Here is an 18,340-nt window from a genome sequence, read left to right as displayed (position 1 = left end):
GAGACAGCCTGACACCGCGGGCGGCCGGAAGCCACCCGCGGTGCGAAGCGTAAGAAAGCCGTCAGAAGAGCAGCGGCAGGAGCGCGTGACGGCGCTTGAGGACCGCGCCGTACCGCGCGTCGATGCGCATCCACGAATCCGTCGCGGTGACGCGGACGACGTCGCCGTCGATGGACGAGTCCACGAAGCCCATCCCCGACAGCGCGAACAGGCACCGCATCTGGACCTTGATCTCCAGCTCGTTGCCCGAAACGGTGAGCACCGCCTGATCCATCAACGACGCCGGCGGCGTGCCGTGCGGGCCGACGTTGTCGCGGGCGAGGGTCACCCCTCGATCGGCCAGCTCCGAGATCACCGTCGCCGGCAGCTCGTCCACCAGCTGCCAGCGGCCGGGGGCGGGCAGTTCGGAGTGCCACATCAGGTCGCGGGCAGGCCCCGGATCCATGCGCTCGCCGCCGGCGACGGTCAGCGCGGCGAGCAGCTCGTTGCCGGACACCGTGATGTCCGAAGGCGAGATGTCACCGGCCACGGCCCTGGTCGCGAGGACCTCGAACGGCGTCGCGCACCACGCCTCGACGACGCCGTCACCGCGCTGCCGCAACCGCACCAGCGTGTTCTGGTCGAGCCGGACCGCCCTGGCCACGAACGCGCCGAGCGTTTCGCGGTCGCCCGCGTCCGGGATGACGAGCTCAGGCATCCGCGAACCCCTTCTCCAGGAAGGCACGTTCGTCCTCGGTCAGCCGCCGGGGCCGCTCCGACGCGGTGTCGAACGGCGCGAGCACCGTCTCGGCGGTGACCGCGACCTTGTCGGCCTCTGCCGGGCCACCGTGCACCCGGTAACCGAGGGTGAAGCTGGCGTGCTTCAAGTCCTTCAACGAGATCTCCACCCGGATGTCCTGATCGGACACCACGATCGGCGAACGGTAATGGACGGCCAGCTTCACCACCACGATGCCCTTGGGCAGTTCGGTGAGCCCCGCGCGGACGGCGTCCCCGAACAGCAGGGGGATCCGTGCCTCTTCGAGCAGGGTCACCAGATTCGCGTGGTTGACGTGCCCGTAGACGTCCATATCCGACCAGCGCGGCCGGATCAGGGAAATGTACGCCACTACCTCACCGTGCTCCGGATCTGCCTCGCCGCCACCGACAGCGTCGCCAGGTCGAGCTTGCCGGACTGGCTGATCTCGTCCAGTGCGACGCGAGCCCGCTGCAGCCGCGAAGCGTTCGTCTTCTCCCAGTGGGCGATCTTCTCGTCCGGGTCGGTACCCGAATCGCTGTGCCGCAACGCGTCCAGCGTGATCGTCCGCAAGGAACCGTAGACGTCGTCCCGCAGCGCCAGCCGCGCGAGCGCGTGCCAGCGGTTGCCGCGTTCGAGGCCACTGATCGACGTCAGCATCTTGTCGATGCCGAGGTGGTCGGAAAGCGCGTAGTACAGGCCCGCGGTCTCCGCCGGGGTGTGCACCGCGTCGATCCCCACCTGCTGCTCGGCCAGCTCCGCGACGTCGGTCACGTCGAGCAGGCCGTAGGTGTGCAGCAGCAACGCCACCCGTCCGGCGAGTTCCGCCGGGACGCCCTTCTCGATCAGCCGCTCGGTGTTCGCGTCCACCGAAGCGCGCTCGACACCGCGAAGCAGCTCGTGCGCCCGCGGGGCCAGCTCACCGACGACGCGGCCGAACCGGTTGATCTCGGCGAGCGGGGCCAGCGGCTGCGGCCGGTTGGTGAGGAACCAGCGGGCGGCCCGGTCGAGCAGCCTGCGGGTCTCCAGCATCATCTCGTCCGCGACCTCGGTCGGCACGACGTTGTCCAGCGCGTCGATCTGGGCCCACAGCGACGGCAGGTCGTACACGTGGGCGACCACGGCGTACGCGCGGACGGCGTCGGTCGCGGTCGCGTTCATCTCCTCCATCAGGCGGAAGACGTACGAGATGCCGGCGCCGTCGACGACCTCGTTGGCCACCATCGTCGTGATGATCTCGCGCTTCAGCGGGTGCTGGAAGATCGCGTCGCCGAAGCGCTCCCGAAGCGGCTTCGGGAAGTACTCGGGCAGACGACGCGAGAACACCTCGGAGTCCGGCAGCTCGCTCGCCAGCAGCTCGTCCTTCAGGTCGAGCTTGACGTGCGCGAGCAGCGTCGCCAGCTCCGGCGAGGTGAGGCCTTCGCCCGCCTTCTCCAGCGCGCGGAACTCCGCCGAACTCGGCAGCGCTTCGAGCTTGCGGTCCAAAGCGCCCTTCGCGACCAGCGCCGCGACGAGCCGCTGGTGCACCGAGACCATCGGGCCGGCGTGCGCCCGGCTGACCCCGAGCACGGCGTTCTGCCGGTAGTTGTCGGCCAGCACCAGCTCGCCGACCTCGTCGGTCATCTGCCCCAGCAGTTCGTTGCGCTGCTCGGCGTCCAACGATCCGGTCGAGACCAGGTGGTCCAGCAGGATCTTGATGTTGACCTCGTGGTCCGAACAGTCGACGCCCGCCGAGTTGTCGAGCGCGTCGGTGTTGATCTTGCCGCCCGCGCGGGCGAACTCGATCCGGCCGAGCTGGGTCAGGCCCAGGTTCCCGCCCTCGCCGACGACCTTGACGCGGAGCTGCTTCCCGTTGACGCGCAGGGCGTCGTTGGCCTTGTCGCCCGCGTCCGCGTGGGATTCGGTCTCGGCCTTGACGTAGGTGCCGATCCCGCCGTTCCACAGCAGTTCGACCGGGGCCAGCAGGATCGCCTGCATCAGGTCGTTCGGAGCCAACGCGGTGACGTCCCCGGCGAGCCCGAGCGCCTCGCGGACCTGCGGGCTGACCGGGATCGTCTTCGCGGACCGCGAGTAGATCCCGCCGCCCTCGCTGATCAGCGAGCGGTCGTAGTCCTCCCACGACGACCGCGGCAGGTCGAACAGCCTGCGCCGCTCGGCGAACGAGGTCGCCGAATCCGGGTTCGGGTCGAGGAAGATGTGCATGTGGTTGAAGGCGGCCACGAGCCGGATGTGCTCCGAGAGCAGCATGCCGTTGCCGAAGACGTCACCCATCATGTCGCCGATGCCGACGACGGTGAAGTCCTCGGTCTGAGTGTCCTTGCCCAGCTCGCGGAAGTTGCGCTTGACGCTCTCCCAAGCACCCTTCGCGGTGATGCCCATGGCCTTGTGGTCGTAGCCGACCGAGCCACCGGACGCGAAGGCGTCGCCGAGCCAGAACCCGTAGTTCGCCGAGACCTCGTTCGCGATGTCGGAGAACTTCGCGGTCCCCTTGTCCGCCGCGACCACGAGGTAGCTGTCGTCGCCGTCGTGGCGGACCACCCGCGGCGCCGGGACGGTCTTGCCCTCGACGCGGTTGTCGGTCACGTCCAGCAGGCCGGAGATGAACATCCGGTAGCAGGCGATGCCCTCGTTCAGCTGGGCGTCACGGTCCAGCCCGGGGTCACCGGTGGCCGCCGGCGGGCGCTTCACGACGAAGCCGCCCTTCGCGCCGACAGGCACGATGACCGCGTTCTTGACCGCTTGTGCCTTGACCAGGCCGAGGATCTCGGTGCGGAAGTCCTCACGGCGGTCGGACCACCGCAGGCCACCGCGCGCGACGTCGCCGAAGCGCAGATGCACACCCTCGATCCGGGGCGAGTACACGAAGATCTCGTACTTCGGCCGCGGCTCGGGCAGTTCGGGCACCGCGCTCGGGTCGAGCTTGAGCGCCAGGTACTGGCGGGAGTTCTCGTCCTCGTCGGTGACGTGGTAGTTCGTCCGCAGCGTGGCGAGGATGACCGACATCAGCCGTCGCAGGATCCGGTCCTCGTCGAGGCTCGTCACCTCGTCGACCAGCTTGCCGATCTCGGTGGTGAGCTGCTCGGCCTGCGACGCGCGGGCCTCGTCGCCGAGCGCGAGGTCGAACCGCGTCTCGAACAGCCGCACCAGCGCGGTGGCGATGTCGGTGTGCGCGAGGACGGTGTTCTCGATGTACTCCTGCGAGAACGGGATCTTCGTCTGACGCAGGTACCGTGAGTAGGCCCGCAGGATGGCCGCCTGGCGCCAGGTGAGCCCGGCGCGCAGGACGAGGCCGTTGAAGCCGTCGACCTCGCAGTCGCCGCGCCACGCGGCGTGGAAGGCGTCCTGGAAGCGGGTACGGAGGTCGTTGTCCGCGTGGTCGAGGACCTGCGGGTCGATCCGCAGGCCGAAGTCGTAGATCCACGACCGGCCGCCGTCCTCGCGGCGCAGTTCGTACGGCCGTTCGTCGACGACCTCGACGCCCATCCGCTGCAGGACCGGGAGCACCTGGGAGAGGGTGACGCCCTCGCCGCGCAGGTACAGCTTGAAGCGCCGCTCCCCCGCCTCCGCGTCGGCGGGCAGGTAGAACGACATCGACAGGTCGCCCTCGTCGGTCAGCGACTCCAGGGCACGGAGGTCGGCGAGCGCTTCGAGCGCGGTGAAGTCCTCCTTGTAGCCCTCGGGGAACACCGCGGCGAACCGCTGCCCCTGCTCACCGGCGGACTCTTCACCCATCAGGCCGATCGGGGCGCCGCCGTCCCCGGCGCGCCCGCGGCGTTCGGCGAGGATCGCCTCGACCATCCGGTCGTCCCAGCTGCGCACGGCTTCGTTGAGCCGTTCCTGGATGCGCAGGGTGTCCGGTTCGGACCACTGCGACGGATCGGTGTGCACGATGAAGTGCACCTGCGCGAGCACGGTCTCGCCGATGCGCGCGCTGTACTCCAGTTGTGTGCCTTCGAGTTCTTCGAGCAGGACCTCCTGCATCGCGAGCCGCGAACGGGTCGTGTATCGGTCACGCGGGAGGTACACGAGGCACGAGTAGAAACGGCCGTACGGGTCGCGGCGCAGGAACAGGCGCAGCCGTCTGCGATCCGAAAGCGTGATCGCGCCCGTCGTCGTCGAGTACAGCGAGTCGGTGTCGGCCGAGAACAGGTCCGCGCGCGGCCAGTTCTGCAGCACTTCGAGCATCCGCTGGCCGGAGAAGGACTCCATCGGGAAGCCCGCGCGGTGGATGACCTCGCGGACCCGGTTGCAGACCACCGGGATGTCGAGCACGTTCTCGTGCAGCGCGGTGGTGGTGAACATACCGAGGAACCGGTGCTCGCCGGTGACGTTCCCGTTGTCGTCGAACGTCTTCACACCGACGTAGTACGGATACACCGGGCGGTGCACCGTGGACGGCGCACTCGCCTGGGTCAGCACCAGCAGCGTCGGCGCGAGCGCGGACGCCGCCGTGTCCGGACCGGCGGTGAGACCGCGCGCGGCCAGGCTGTCCTGGCGCAGCACACCCAGCCCGGTGGCGAGCACCGCGCGCAGGGCGGGCTCGTCGCTGTCCGGGTGCGGGTTGTCGATCAGCTCGTAACGGCGGTAACCGAGGAAGGTGAAGTGGCCGTCGGCGAGCCAGCGCAACAGCCGGGCGCCCTCCGCGACCTCGTGCGCGGGCAGCCGCGGCGGGTTCCCGTCCAGCTCGTCGGCGAGACGGCACGCCGTCTCCGCCATCTTGTCGGTGTCCTCGACGACCTCACGCACATCGCCCAGCACCGACGACAGCCGGTTGTCCAGCTCGCGGGCACGGTTCGGGTCGGTCACCAGGTCGATCTCGATGTACATCCACGACTCGGCCGCCGAATTCGACGGTGGCTCCGCCGGATCCGCGTCCGGGTGGACCTCCAGCAGCTCACCGGTCAGATCCCGGCTCACCACGACGATCGGGTGCACGATGCGCTGCACCTGCACCCCGTCCCGCGCGAACTCGGCCGCGACCGAATCCACCAGGTACGGCATGTCGTCCGTGACGACCTGCACGACGGTGGCCTCCCGCGTCCAGCCGTCTTCGGGGCCCGTCGGGTTCAGCAACCGCACCGCGGGACGGCCTGGCATCCGGTCCTTCGCGAGCTGCAGATGCGAGCGGACGGCGCCGACGAGGTCGACCGGGTCGTCACCGAGAATCTCTTCGGCCGGGATGTGCCGGTAGTACAAGCGGATCAAGTCGCCGATCTCCGGGGCGTATGCCGCGGCGGCGTCGATCAGGTCGTCCCGGATCTGCTCCGGGTTCGCCGACCGGCGCCGGGCGCCATCCTCGGTGCCGACATCTTTTCCGGGCGGGGACGAGACTCCCGTCGAGCTCATTGAGGCAACTCTCCACTGTAGCGAGATTGACACCGCGACCGGCACGACTCTGTACCGGCCCAGACCCAACCTACAGCTCCGGACAGTCGGCTCCACAAGGCCGGGTCCTTCCCTGCCGTCGAAGATTTCCCTGCTCAGATACCGGAATCGCCGTGATCGGTTCAGCTACTCGCGGGTCACATCGGCGGTCTGTCCGGGCCTCGCGGCGGCCCGCCGCACCGGGGTGACCAGCACCCATTGCCGCGCGGTGCCGCTTCGGGCGACCTCACCCGGCCAACTGAATCGTTCAAGCCGACCGCCACTTCCACCGAAGTGGGAGCAAGGGACCTTTGCTACCGCCCGGGGTCAGTCGCTGCCGTTGGCGCGGTGCCGGTCGTGGCCGTTGACGGGACGCTTTCCCGAGTCCTGGGAACCGAGCTGCTTCACGAGCGCGGCGGCACTGGCGGTACCTGCCTGGTGCTCCGCGAGCGCGCGGGCGAGCAGGTCGGCGAGACCGGCGTCCGGCGGCGGCTCGTCCTCCGCGATCGCGCGAGCGTAGCTCTCCGGAAACGGCGTGATCGGCCGCCAGGAGCCGGTGTCGGTCAGCGGGTCCAGCGCCGGCGGCATCCGCAACCGCGGCAGCCACGGATCAGCGACCTCTTCCTTGGCGCTCGAACGAGAGCTTTCCTGGACCCCGGCCGGGTCCTCCCGAGGCGGCGGCGCGAGCGGGACGGCGGGTTCGCTGTACTCGACGGGAGGCTGCTCCCGGCGGGCACGGCCGGTGCCGGCGCGTTCTTCGGTGACGGGTTCGGGGAGCACGGGATCCGCGACGCCGTCCGCGCGGCGGCGGCCACCGCCCTGCCCGCCCGTGCTGGAGATCCCAAGCCGGTCCAGTACCGATTTCGCCGCCACGGACCCGTGTTCGACGTCGTGCCTGGTCTTGCGCGAGACCGGCGCCGAGGATCGGCGCGCCCGCTCTTCGGCCGCCCACTCGTCGCTCTCCCACAACGGCGCGGCGGTACCCGGCGGACGGATCTCCGCGGCCACGCGCGGCCGTGGTTCGGCGGCGGGTTCGGGAGCGAGAAGCAGTTCCGGCGGGACGGTTTCCGACGCCGCGACGGGCACCGGTTCCTCGGCCCGGCGCCGCGTGACCGGAGCCGGGGTTTCCGGCCGGGCGATCGCCGGTTCGGGAGCGACGGTCTCGCGAGCCGCGGGCTCCTCCTGACGGCGACGGCGCACGGGCTCCGGTTCCGGACGCGACACCGGTTCGGGGCGCGGCGCGGGCTCCGGCTTCGGCGGCGGCAGCAGTTTCGGCGCGACGGGTTCGGCCTTGGGCTCGAACCTGATCGACGGCTTGGTCTTCTTCGGCACCCGACGGCGCCAGTCGCTGTCGGACGTCACCGCTTCCCTGGCGGGCTCGGGGCGGGACGGCGGCTTCAGCACCGGCGCTTCGCTCTTTTCCGCGACCGGCGCCACGGGAGGCTCCACCGGGCGCGGAGGTTCGACCGGCGTATGCCGCGCAGACACGGATTCCGCATGCCTGCTCTGCCGCACGGGCCGCGGCGGCTCACGGCGAACCGGCGGCTCGGCAGCGGCACGCTTCGGGGGTGCCGCGTCGATCGCCGGGATCACCGCGGTCACCTCGGCCGGTTCCGGCGCGGGAACGGGCGCCGCGGCGGCGGTCGGCCGCGCGGCGACGGCACGCAGGACGTCGTCGAGGTCGACGGCCGCGTTCTCGGCCGCGCCGAATTCGCCGACCAGGACGTTGCACGCCTGCCGGCGCGCACGGGCGTGCAGATGTTCGGCGGCACGCGAACGGTGCAGGCAGCCGATGGCCTCCTCGGCCCGGCCGAGCCGTTCCTCGATCTGCGCGAGTTCCAGCCACAGCCGTGCCGTGACGGCGTGCAGGTTGTGGTCCTCGGCCCCAGCGACCGCCTCACGGACGAGCATTCCCGCGGCTTCACCGGATCCCGTGGGCAGCAGGACACGAGTGGCCACCGCCAGCCGCAGCCACGCGGCGGGCGCGATCCCGGCGGCACGGACGGGCGCGTCGAGGATCGGCTGCGCGACCTCCCGCGCCATCTCCGTGTCGCCCCGGTCCAGCAACGTGCAGACGAGTTGCAGGATCAGCCTGATCCGGACGAGACCTCCGTCGTCCTCCGGGTTTCCGAGCTTTTCGAGCATGCCGAGCCCGGTCCGCGCGGCGTCGGCGGCCGACGTCAGGTCACCATGCCGTCGACGGTGCGCCGACACCCCGACCCTCAGCAGCGCGCGGATCAGCAACTGGGAATCCGCCGCCATCGAGCCGTCGCCGAGCACGAGCTTGTCCGCCTCGGCGAGCACCCGGTCCAGTTCCGCCTTGCGGCCGAATTGCGCCAAGCAGCCCACGAGGTGACACAACGCCTCCGCCCGGTGCGAGGGCGAAACCGCCGGATCCGCCAGCAACGGACGCAGCGCGGCCAGACCCGTCAACGGGATGCCCACGCTGCGCGCGCAGACCGCCAGATCGATCCTCAGCCGGGCGGCGATGTCGCCGTAGCCCGCGTGTTCCGCGGCGCGCAGGGCGGCCACGGCCCGGCCGACCGTCCGGGGACGGCCACCGAGCCGGACCCGGGCGCTCACCACCAGGCTCTCCGCGCGGATCCACTGCTCGTCGGCACCGGCGGCCTCGGCGAGCGCGGCCGCGCGCTCCCCGAGGACCAGTGCGAGCTCGGGCGCCCTCAGGTGCAGGGCGTCCGCGCGTTCGATCAGCCTGCCGACAGCGGACAGGGTTCCCCCGGTGGCAGCCGTCCGCCCACCCACCATGGTGGTGGGCGAGCCCGGCCGTTGGCGCTTGCTGGCTTCCACGGGGAACCCCCGGCCCTCAGTCGCGGGTCAGCTTGCGATGGGTGACGCGGTGCGGACGAGCCGCCTCGGCACCGAGGCGTTCGACCTTGTTCTTCTCGTAGCCCTCGAAGTTACCTTCGAACCAGAACCATTGCGAGGGGTTCTCGTCCGTGCCTTCCCAGGCGAGGATGTGCGTCGCGACCCGGTCGAGGAACCACCGGTCGTGCGAGATGACCACGGCGCAGCCGGGGAACTGCTCGAGAGCGTTCTCCAGGGAGCTCAAGGTCTCGACGTCCAGGTCGTTCGTCGGCTCGTCGAGCAGGATCAGGTTCCCGCCCTGCTTGAGGGTCAGCGCCAGGTTCAGCCGGTTGCGCTCGCCACCGGAGAGCACGCCCGCCGGCTTCTGCTGGTCCGGCCCCTTGAAACCGAACGCGCTGACGTAGGCACGCGAGGGCATTTCGGTCTGCCCGACGTGGATGTAGTCCAGCTTGTCCGAAACCACCTCCCATACCGTCTTCTTCGGGTCGATCCCGCCGCGGTTCTGGTCCACATAGGACAATTTGACCGTCTCGCCGATCTTGACCCGGCCGTCGTCCGGCTCCTCGAGCCCGACGATCGTCTTGAACAGGGTCGTCTTGCCGACACCGTTCGGCCCGATCACGCCGACGATGCCGTTGCGCGGCAGGTCGAACGACAGCCCGTCGATCAGCACCCGGTCGTCGAAACCCTTGCGCAGCTTCTCGACCTCGACGACCACACTGCCCAGCCGGGGCCCCGGCGGGATCTGGATCTCTTCGAAGTCGAGCTTGCGGTGCTTGTCCGCCTCCGCGGCCATCTCCTCGTAGCGGTCGAGCCGGGACCGCGACTTGGTCTGGCGCGCCTTGGCGTTGGACCGGACCCATTCGAGTTCGGACTTCAGCCGCTTGGCGAGTTTGGCGTCCTTCTTGCCCTGGACCTCGAGACGCTCGCGCTTCTTCTCCAGGTACGTCGAGTAGTTGCCCTCGTAGCCGACGACGCGGCCGCGGTCGAGCTCCATGATCCACTCGGCGACGTTGTCCAGGAAGTACCGGTCGTGGGTGACGGCGAGGACGGCGCCGGCGTAGTTCGCGAGGAACTGCTCCAGCCACAGCACGCTTTCGGCGTCCAAATGGTTGGTGGGCTCGTCGAGGAGCAGCAGGTCGGGAGCGGACAGGAGCAGCTTGCACAGCGCGACCCGGCGGCGCTCACCACCGGAGAGGTGGGTGACCGGCTCGTCCGGCGGTGGGCAGCGAAGCGCGTCCATGGCCTGCTCGACCGTGGAGTCGATCTCCCACGCGTCGGCGTGGTCGAGCTCCTCCTGGAGCTTGCCCATCTCCTCCATCAGCTCGTCGCTGTAGTCGGTCGCCATGAGCTCGGCGACCTCGTTGAAGCGGTTGAGCTTGACCTTGATGTCGCCAAGGCCCTCTTCGACGTTTTCGCGGACGGTCTTTTCCTCGTTGAGCTCCGGCTCCTGCATGAGGATGCCGACGCTGGCGCCAGGCTGGAGGAAGGCTTCGCCGTTGCTGGCCTGCTCGATCCCCGCCATGATCTTCAGAACGGTGGACTTACCCGCGCCGTTCGGCCCCACCACGCCGATCTTGGCGCCGGGGTAGAACGCGGTGCTGACGTCGTCGAGGATGACCTTGTCCCCGACGGTCTTGCGCACCTTCTTCATGGTGTAGATGAACTCGGCCATGCAAACGATCGTAGAGCGAGGCGATCGCGGCCTTGACGGCGGTCACCACCGAGCTACCGACAGTCAGCCCGATATCACTGAGTGAGCATCGGAACCTCAGCCCACGGGCGCCTCCTCCAGCGCGGTGACCATGGGATTCCCGGCGGGCGGCGGCACCGACGGGATCGCCCTGGGCCGGTCACGTCCCAACCGGTGGATCTCGGCCGAGCAACGCGCCAGGTTGGGGCCGATGGAGAAGGCCTCAAGCTCAGGTAGACCCAGAGGTGCCGGGATCTCCTCCGCGGTCTCGGCGCCGCGTAGCCGCCCGGCCACGATCACCGGGTCGCCTTTGCTCAGGCAGGAGAACGCCGCCATCGCCAGCTTGCGCCAGCAGGTGACCTTGACCGCGAGCTGCCGTCCCTCGCCCCACTCCCCTCTTTCCTTGTCGTACCGGCGTTCGACACTCCGCAAGCCGAACGACACGACGTCGTGCCCGTGCCCCCGCTCCGGATGGTGGACCGGTTCGCTGGTCAGGTTGCCGATCATGGTCACCCACGTTTCGCCCATCGCCATCACACTCGCCCTTCTCCTCGTTCCGGGACCTTCCCGGCGTTTCCCTTGATCACAGAGTGCCTCGGACTCGAGGGCGGAAAGGGACGAAAACCGGATCTGTGGACAACTCCGGGCGTTGTGGGCTTCCTGTGGACAACTCGGGGCGGAAGAGCGGGCTTTGTCGGCGAGGCGTGGTAAGGGGCACTACCGATCGCGTGTCAGCTTGTAGGGCACCAGATCGACCACGAGCTCGTCTGCCGAGGTGGGTGATGCCCTGGGGTTCTTCCAGCGTGGTGAGCCATTCGGCGTGCCCCGGGTCCACGATCGCGGTGTAGGTCTTCGCGGCCGCTCCCGGACGCCGTTCGACGGCTCGGAGGATGTCGGCGGACCGAGCGTGGTCGAGAACGGCACGGATGGCCGCGTCGAACGTCGGCAACCCGACGGCCACCTGGGCGATTTCGTGGAAGCCGCCCTTGGGGATACGGGCGTAGGCGAGCCACGCCCCGCCACCCGCCGTCGCGATGACATGGCCGACCGGGAAACCGCCCGGTGTCCTGTCGTCGACGCAGACGTACACGGCCTTCCCGAAGTCGTCGTGTTCCGGCTTCAGGAAGAGCTTCCGTTGCTCCAGAAGCCTGCGGACGGTTGCTCCGATTTCGTCTGCCACCGCGGTCTCCCCACGATGGTGAACCTGCCACCGAAACCCAGGTTCCCACCGTGACGGGCGCCGCCGCCCCGTTGTCCGGTTGCGGCCAAAGCTCTAGGAGCCGGGCCCCCGTTCCTGATCGGCGAGTTTCTTCAGCATCGCGTTGTAGGCGTTCAGATCCGCGTCACCGGAGGCCTCTTCGCGGCGATCCCGGCGCCGCGCCTCCCGCTCGTCCTGCCGCGCCCACTGCACCAGCAGCGCGATGAGCACCAGCAGTACCGGCAGCTCACCGGACGCCCACGCGATCCCGCCGCCGAGCCGCTGATCGGTGAGGAGGTCGGTGACCCACGGCAGTTTCAGCCCGCGGTAGAAGTCCTGTCCGAGCACGGTCTGCATGCTCATCAGCGCGATCCCGAAGAACGCGTGGAACGGCATTGCCGCGAACATCATCCCCAGCCGTCCCAGCGGCGGGAGCCGTCGTGGCGCCGGGTCGACACCGATCACCGGCCAGTAGAAGACGTACCCGGCGAGCAGGAAGTGCGCGTTCATCGCCAGATGCGCCCAGTGGTAGTTCAGCGCCGAATCGAACAGGCCCGAGAAGTACAGGCCGTAGAAGGAACCGACGAACAGCAGTAGCGCGACGATCGGATGCGTCAGGAACCTCGACAGCGGCGAGTGCACGAAGGCGAGCAGCCATTCACGCGGTCCGGGCGGGGCGTCCTTGCCCGCCGTGGGCAGCGCGCGCAGCGCGAGCGTCACGGGCCCGCCGAGCACGAAGAGCACCGGCGCCACCATGGACAGCAACATGTGGTTGCCCATGTGCACGCTGAACATCGCGGGCGCGTATCGGCCGATACCGGACGACGTCGCGATCAGCAGCACGAAACAGCCCGCGAGCCACGCGACCGTCCGGCCGGTGGCCCAGGTGTCACCGCGGCGCCGCAGCCGCCGGACTCCGGCGAGGTACAGCCCGGCGAGAACGAGCGCGAGGGTGCCGTAGACGAGGTCGAACCGCCAGTCCGTGAGCAGCCGGAAGACCGTCGGAGGACCGTAGAGGTCGTACCCGATCAGCAGTTCCGTTGTCGACGGCTGGGTCAGCGATTCCTGCGGCGGCGGGGTCTTCGCGAGCCCGGTCGCGATGCCGATCGTGACGAACATGATCAGCACCTCGACCGCGGCGAGCCGCAGCAGCTGACCACCGCCCGCTCCGTTCACCAGCCCGGCGACCCCCTTCTGCCGTTGCTGATGGCCGAAGACGCCGAGCAGCAGCAACGCGACGACCTTCGCGACCACCAGGAGGCCGTAGTCGGTGGTGAACAGGTCGGCGATCCTGATCCGCACCAGCGCGTTCACGATGCCGGAGACCGCCATCACGATCCAGCACACCAGCGCCAGCTTCGAAAACCGCGTCGCGGCGAGCTTGAGGTTCTCGCCGCGGCGCCAGCCGAGTGCCAGCAGCGCCACCAGCCCGCCGACCCACAACGCGGCGGCGACCAGGTGGTACAGCAGGCTGTTGGTCGCCATGTCGTGCGAGCCGCCGCTCGCGGAATGCCCCGTGACCGCGACCGGGACCAGGCCGCCGACGGACAGGAAGAAGACCACCGTCGTCCAGCCCCAGGTCAGCGCGAGACGGCAGCCGAGCGCGACCAGCAACGCGATCAACGCGGTGAACAGCCAGGCCTTCGGCTGCTCGATGGCGTCGACGAGGTCGACCAGTACCTGCGGCGAGAGCACCTCGGTGAACGGGCGGCCCGCGCCGTCGGCCGCGGAGAAGAAGATCGACGCGGCGGCCGCGAAGAACCAGACCCACGCCGCGACGCCGGCGACCCGGATGGCGGCGTAACCGTCGGCCGCGAGCGTGCCGGACTTCTGCGGCGGGACGAGGAACGCGGCGAGCAGCAGCGAACCCACGCACAGCACCGAAGCCGCCTCGGCCAGTACCCGGACGACGGTGATGCCGTAGCGGGTCACCAGGCCCGGGTCCGGGAGTCCGGCGATGACGTAACCGGCGCCACCGGTCAGCGCGACGAGGCCGACGGCCACCACCGCGGCCAGGAGCGCCCCGATCGACACCAGCGGCAGGACACCGGCCTTCCGCGCGGGTGGGGCCGGTTTCGTCTCGGGGTCTGAAGGCACGTCACGAGGGTATGCCGAACGCGCAACCGGCAAGATGGCGGCGTGCGGATCATCCTGCTGAGGCACGCCGAGTCACTCGGCAACGTCGACGAACTCGCCTACACCCGGATCCCCGACCACGCCCTGCCGCTGACCGACGCCGGTCGTGAGCAGGCGAAGCTGGCGGGCCCGGAGCTCAAGGAGGTCCTCGGCGGGCAGCGGACGGCGGTCTACGTCAGCCCCTATCTGCGGACACGGGAAACGTTGCGGCTGCTGGACATCCGGGAGGCCTGCGAGCGGATCGTGCCGGAGCCGAGGCTGCGGGAACAGGACTGGGGCAACCTCCAGGACCCGCTGGAGCAGGAGGTCCAGAAACAACGCCGCCACGAGTTCGGCCACTTCTTCTACCGGCTCCCGTTCGGCGAGTCCGGGGCGGACGTCGACGACCGGGTCGCGGCGTTCCTCAGCGAGCTGGCGGCGTGCGGCGAAGATCACCCCGAAACCGTGCTGGTCGTCTCACACGGGCTCACCATCCGCTTGCTGTGCCGACGGCTCTTCGGCTGGAGCATCGAGCTGTTCGAGTCCCTGTCCAACCCGAAGACCTGCGAATACCGCGTCGTGGAGCGGGTCGACGGCAAGTGGACGCTGGACCGCCCGTTCCGCCAGTGGCGGGACTCACCCGACGGGGAGACTCAGGTTTGAATCAGTTCAGCGGCGCGCAGCGCCCCCTTTGAGGGCGGCGGCGGGGGTATGGATGGAGGGGCGAGGAGCACCACCCTCGTTCCCAGCCCAGGGCTGGATTCGATCCGCGCGAATCCGCCGATCTCCGCCATCCGCGCGATGATCGAGTTCTCGAGGCCGAAGCCACGCCGCCGGGCCCCGACGTCGAAACCGGCGCCGTGATCGCGCACCGTCAAGGAAACCCCGCCGCCGATCTCTTCGACACTCACCACGGCCCGTCTGGTCCCGGAGTGCTTCAACGTGTTGCGCAGGGCTTCCCTGGCGGAGTCGTGCAGCGCCATGGCCGCCTCCTCCGAAAGCTCTGGAGCGGCGTCGTCCTGAACGACGACCTCGACGCGCAGCCCCTCCGCGGCCATTTCGGCGGCGAGCAGCCGCAGCCGCTGGCGCAGTCCGATTCCTTCGGTGGATTCGTGTTCGAGGCTGATCCGGATGCGCATCGCCTGAGCGCGTGCGATGCGGCGGACGCGGTCGAGGCTGGCCGCCGGGTCGAGTTCGTCGGCGGGTGCGGGGATCGCGAACGACTCCATCACCTGCAGGACGGTGTCGTGGACGTCGCGGCGGTGCCTCTCACGTTCCGCGGCCCGGCCCCGCTGCTCCCCGAACCCGACCGCGAACCGCATCGACGCGCCGACCAGGCCGGCGACCGCGAGCGACACCACCAGCGCGGTCGCGAGCGTGAGAAGGAGACCGAGTGAGGAGGCCGGATCCAGCAGGACGTGCGGTACCACCGCGGCCCCGATGGCCAGTGCCCCGGCCGCCGCGCCGCGCAGCAGGGTCCAGACCATCACCGTGCCCATCAGATGGGTCCAGGTGATCGACGTGATCGCGGTGTCCTGCGCGAACGGCGCCGCCCCGAGGACGAAGAGCGCGGCGAACGCGCTGTCCACCAACGGAACCAGCCTCGTCCCGGCCGCGGACCAGCGGAAGGTCCAGACGGTCGCGACGACGTTGGGCACCAGATGCAGCGCCACGAACGTCCACAGCACCGAAGATCCCAGGCCCGCCACCCACAGCGCTTGCACCAGCATCGCCAGCCGGAACGCCACCGGGACCAGGACCAGCCAGGGCACCGTGGTCCGCACCAGTCGCGCGGGGATACCTCTGCCGCCGCCGAGCATCAGCACCCTCCCGGATTAGCCTCACTGAAACAGCGACCGAAGCGCATTCATTTCAGTTTACCGAGATGTCAACGGGCGACGGGGTCGACCGCCTCCTCACGTTTCCGCGCCCGCGCCGCGGCCACCGCGGACGGCACGATCAGCGCGGCGGTCAGCCCGACGAACAGGAACGACACCGAAAGCGATGTCACCTGCGCGATCCCGCCGATCAGCGGCGGTCCGGCGAGGAAACCGGTGTAGGCGATCGCCGTGACGAAGGCCAGTTCGCGCTCGCCTCCCGTCCCGTCGGCGCGTTTGCCCGACGCGCCCGCGAGACTCAACGCGATCGGGAAGGCCGCGGCGAGCCCGGCACCCGCCAGCGCGAAGCCGACGAAGCCGAACACCGGAACGTGGGCCAGCGCGGCGAGCACGAGGCCGGCGGCGGCGATCCCGGCACCCACCGCCAGCGCACGCGTCGCGCCGAAACGGTTCTGAAGCCAGGCACCCGCGAGCCTGGCGAGCGCCATGGCCAGGGCGAATCCCGAGTACGCGAAGGCGGCGGCGCCGTCGCCGACCCCGTGCACGGACGTCATCAGCAGGGCGGACCAGTCCGAACTCGCCCCCTCCGCGATCGCCGAGAACAGCGCGATGGCGGCGAGCAGCCAGAGGACGGGACGTTTGATCGGCGCCACTCTCGGCTTCTCGACGGGTTCGGTGTGTACGGGTCGCGCGCCGGGCACGGCGGCGATGACGAAGGCGAGCACCACCAGGGCGGCCAGCGCGGCGACCGTGAGATGCCTCCCCGGCGACCAGTGGTGCGACGCGGCGAACCCCGCGGCGACGGAGCCCGCCAACGCGCCGAAGCTGAATCCGGCGTGCAGGATCGGCATGATCGCGCGTCCGGTCCGGCGCTCCACCTCGACTCCGGCGACGTTCATCGCCACGTCGAGCGCGCCGACGCTCGCCCCGAGGACGAACAACGCCCCGGCGAGCAGGACGACCGACGTCGAGAAACCGATCATCGGCAACGCCGCGCAGGCGATGATCGTGCTGCCCGCGACCACCGCGCGGGCACCGTACCGCTCGATCAGCCGCCCCGAAACCGACGCCGCGATCAGCATGCCGACGCTGGCGCCCAGCAGGGCAAGACCGAAGACACCCGGCGAGGCGTCCACTCTTTCCGACAACGCCGGAGTCCTCGGCGCCCAGGAGCCGAGCGCCGCCCCGTTGAGCGCGAACACGACGAAAACGGCCGTACGGTCACGCATAGACCCCAGTCTCCTTTCGATTTCCTCTTCCCCAGAATGACTTAAGCGCTTCAGAAAGTCCACTGGCGCCGTCAGCGCCTAGACTGCGGCGGTGACCAGCACGCGACGGCGTAGGCCGACGTTGGACGATGTCGCCGACGCCGTCGGGGTGTCGCGCGCGACCGTCTCCAACGCCTACAACCGGCCCGATCAGCTGTCCGCCCAGCTGCGGGAAGAGGTGCTTCGCGCGGCCAAGAAAATCGGGTACGCGGGGCCGAACCCGACCGCCCGCAGTCTCGCCACCAGCCGCACCGGCGCGATCGCCGTCCTGCTCGACACGAATCTTTCGACGGCGTTCTCGGATCCCGCGTTGTCGGTCACCCTCGACGCGCTCTCGACCGTCGTCGATCCCGAGGGGCACGCCCTTCTGCTGCTGCCCGGCGACGGCGAGAGCGGCGGCCCGCGCGCGGAGCGGATCCTGACCGCGCAGGCCGACATCGCGGTGGCGTATTCGCTGGCCGACGGCGCGCCGGCGCTGACCGCGGTCCGGGACCGGGGCCTGCCGCTGGTGGTGATCGACCAGCCGCATATCCGCGGTTCGGCGAGGATCGGCGTCGCGGACCGGGCGGGAGCGGCCGCCGCGGCCCGGCACCTGGTGGAACTCGGGCACCGGCGGATCGGGATCTTCTCGGCGCAGTGCCTCTCGGCGCCGCGCGGCGGCGAACTGAGCGCGGCCGAGGCCGGGAACAGCCGGTTCCACGACAACCGCGAACGGATGGCCGGCTACCTGGAGACGCTGGCCGAGGCGGGGATCCCGACGGCGGACGTGCCGATCTGGGAGGCGTCCGGGCTCTCGGTCGAAGGAGCTCTCCCGAGCGCTTTCGGCCTGTTGGATCGGCTGCCACGGCCGACGGCGCTGCTGTGCATGTCGGATCTGCTGGCCCTGGCGGCGATTTCGGCCGCCAGACAGCTCGGCCTGTCCGTCCCGGGCGACCTTTCGGTCGTGGGCTACGACGACGTCCCGCCCGCCCGGTGGTCCGAACCACCGCTGACGACGGTCCGGCAGGACCTGGCCGCCAAAGGACGGGCGGCCGGCGAACTGGTGCTGGCCCTGCTGCGCGGGGAGAAGGTCCCCGCGCCCGCCGAGGTACCCGCCGAACTGGTCGTCCGGGATTCCACCGCGCCCGCTTAGCAGCCGATTCCGGCGCGCGCAAGGCGCCCCGGTGATATGTGGACAACTCGCCCCGATCGAGCGGCGCACAACTACTTATCCACAGAAGTAGAAATGCGGGCAGACAAACCCTTCCCCGCGCGCCATCGTGGAATCACACATTCACCGACGGCGATCGAGCGCCGATTCAC

Annotated in this window: 12 protein-coding genes; 2 read left to right on the top strand and 10 right to left on the bottom strand. The window is 69.9% G+C overall.

Annotated features, from left to right (window positions below; genetic code table 11):
• Positions 1-61 precede the first annotated feature (61 nt).
• The 8 genes from AC0685_RS33845 to AC0685_RS33810 all read right to left on the bottom strand — a co-directional run bounded on the left by AC0685_RS33845 (position 62) and on the right by AC0685_RS33810 (position 13,914).
• A complete protein-coding gene (locus tag AC0685_RS33845) occupies positions 62-697 on the bottom strand; it encodes a DUF8010 domain-containing protein (RefSeq protein ID WP_340687621.1) in 636 nt (211 codons plus the stop codon).
• Positions 690-1,109: an acyl-CoA thioesterase gene (locus AC0685_RS33840; protein WP_340687620.1), complete on the bottom strand. Its 420-nt coding sequence runs from the start codon at positions 1,107-1,109 to the stop codon at positions 690-692. The genes AC0685_RS33845 and AC0685_RS33840 overlap by 8 nt, the downstream gene beginning before the upstream one ends.
• Positions 1,109-6,082: an NAD-glutamate dehydrogenase gene (locus AC0685_RS33835; RefSeq protein WP_478229218.1), complete on the bottom strand. Its 4,974-nt coding sequence runs from the start codon at positions 6,080-6,082 to the stop codon at positions 1,109-1,111. The genes AC0685_RS33840 and AC0685_RS33835 overlap by 1 nt, the downstream gene beginning before the upstream one ends.
• 345 nt (positions 6,083-6,427) lie before the next feature.
• Positions 6,428-8,908 carry a hypothetical protein gene (locus AC0685_RS33830; protein WP_478229217.1) on the bottom strand — a complete coding sequence of 827 codons (2,481 nt, stop codon included), beginning with the start codon at positions 8,906-8,908 and terminating at the stop codon, positions 6,428-6,430.
• A gap of 16 nt (positions 8,909-8,924) precedes the next feature.
• Positions 8,925-10,601, bottom strand: a complete 1,677-nt coding sequence (gene ettA, locus AC0685_RS33825; protein WP_478229216.1) for an energy-dependent translational throttle protein EttA — start codon at positions 10,599-10,601, stop codon at positions 8,925-8,927.
• A 96-nt stretch (positions 10,602-10,697) separates the two neighbouring features.
• Positions 10,698-11,147, bottom strand: a complete 450-nt coding sequence (locus AC0685_RS33820; RefSeq protein WP_340687617.1) for a single-stranded DNA-binding protein — start codon at positions 11,145-11,147, stop codon at positions 10,698-10,700.
• 55 nt (positions 11,148-11,202) lie between these two features.
• Positions 11,203-11,799, bottom strand: a complete 597-nt coding sequence (locus tag AC0685_RS33815; RefSeq protein WP_478229215.1) for a hypothetical protein — start codon at positions 11,797-11,799, stop codon at positions 11,203-11,205.
• Between the two features lie 93 nt (positions 11,800-11,892).
• On the bottom strand, positions 11,893-13,914 hold the full coding sequence (locus AC0685_RS33810) for a bifunctional copper resistance protein CopD/cytochrome c oxidase assembly protein (protein WP_478229214.1): 2,022 nt from the start codon (positions 13,912-13,914) through the stop codon (positions 11,893-11,895).
• A 42-nt stretch (positions 13,915-13,956) separates the two neighbouring features.
• Between AC0685_RS33810 and AC0685_RS33805 the strand changes: the two genes are divergently transcribed.
• Positions 13,957-14,595 (top strand): histidine phosphatase family protein, encoded by a 639-nt coding sequence (locus AC0685_RS33805; protein WP_478229213.1) that lies wholly within the window; start codon positions 13,957-13,959, stop codon positions 14,593-14,595.
• On the opposite strand, the gene AC0685_RS33800 is transcribed toward AC0685_RS33805, so the two are convergent.
• The gene (locus AC0685_RS33800) at positions 14,586-15,758 is read right to left on the bottom strand and encodes a sensor histidine kinase (protein WP_478229212.1); all 1,173 of its coding nucleotides are present in this window, start codon (positions 15,756-15,758) and stop codon (positions 14,586-14,588) included. The two genes, AC0685_RS33805 and AC0685_RS33800, sit on opposite strands and share 10 nt — an antisense overlap.
• A gap of 62 nt (positions 15,759-15,820) precedes the next feature.
• Positions 15,821-16,999, bottom strand: coding sequence for an MFS transporter (locus AC0685_RS33795; protein WP_478229211.1), 1,179 nt, complete (start codon positions 16,997-16,999; stop codon positions 15,821-15,823).
• Positions 17,000-17,120: 121 nt separating this feature from the next.
• Between AC0685_RS33795 and AC0685_RS33790 the strand changes: the two genes are divergently transcribed.
• Complete coding sequence (locus AC0685_RS33790) at positions 17,121-18,170, top strand: LacI family DNA-binding transcriptional regulator (RefSeq protein ID WP_478229244.1); 1,050 nt, start codon at positions 17,121-17,123, stop codon at positions 18,168-18,170.
• Positions 18,171-18,340 lie beyond the last annotated feature (170 nt).

Source organism: Amycolatopsis sp. NPDC043889 (assembly GCF_056435645.1).
Note: the sequence above shows the minus strand (reverse complement) of the source record. Positions and strands in the feature narration are given on the sequence as shown.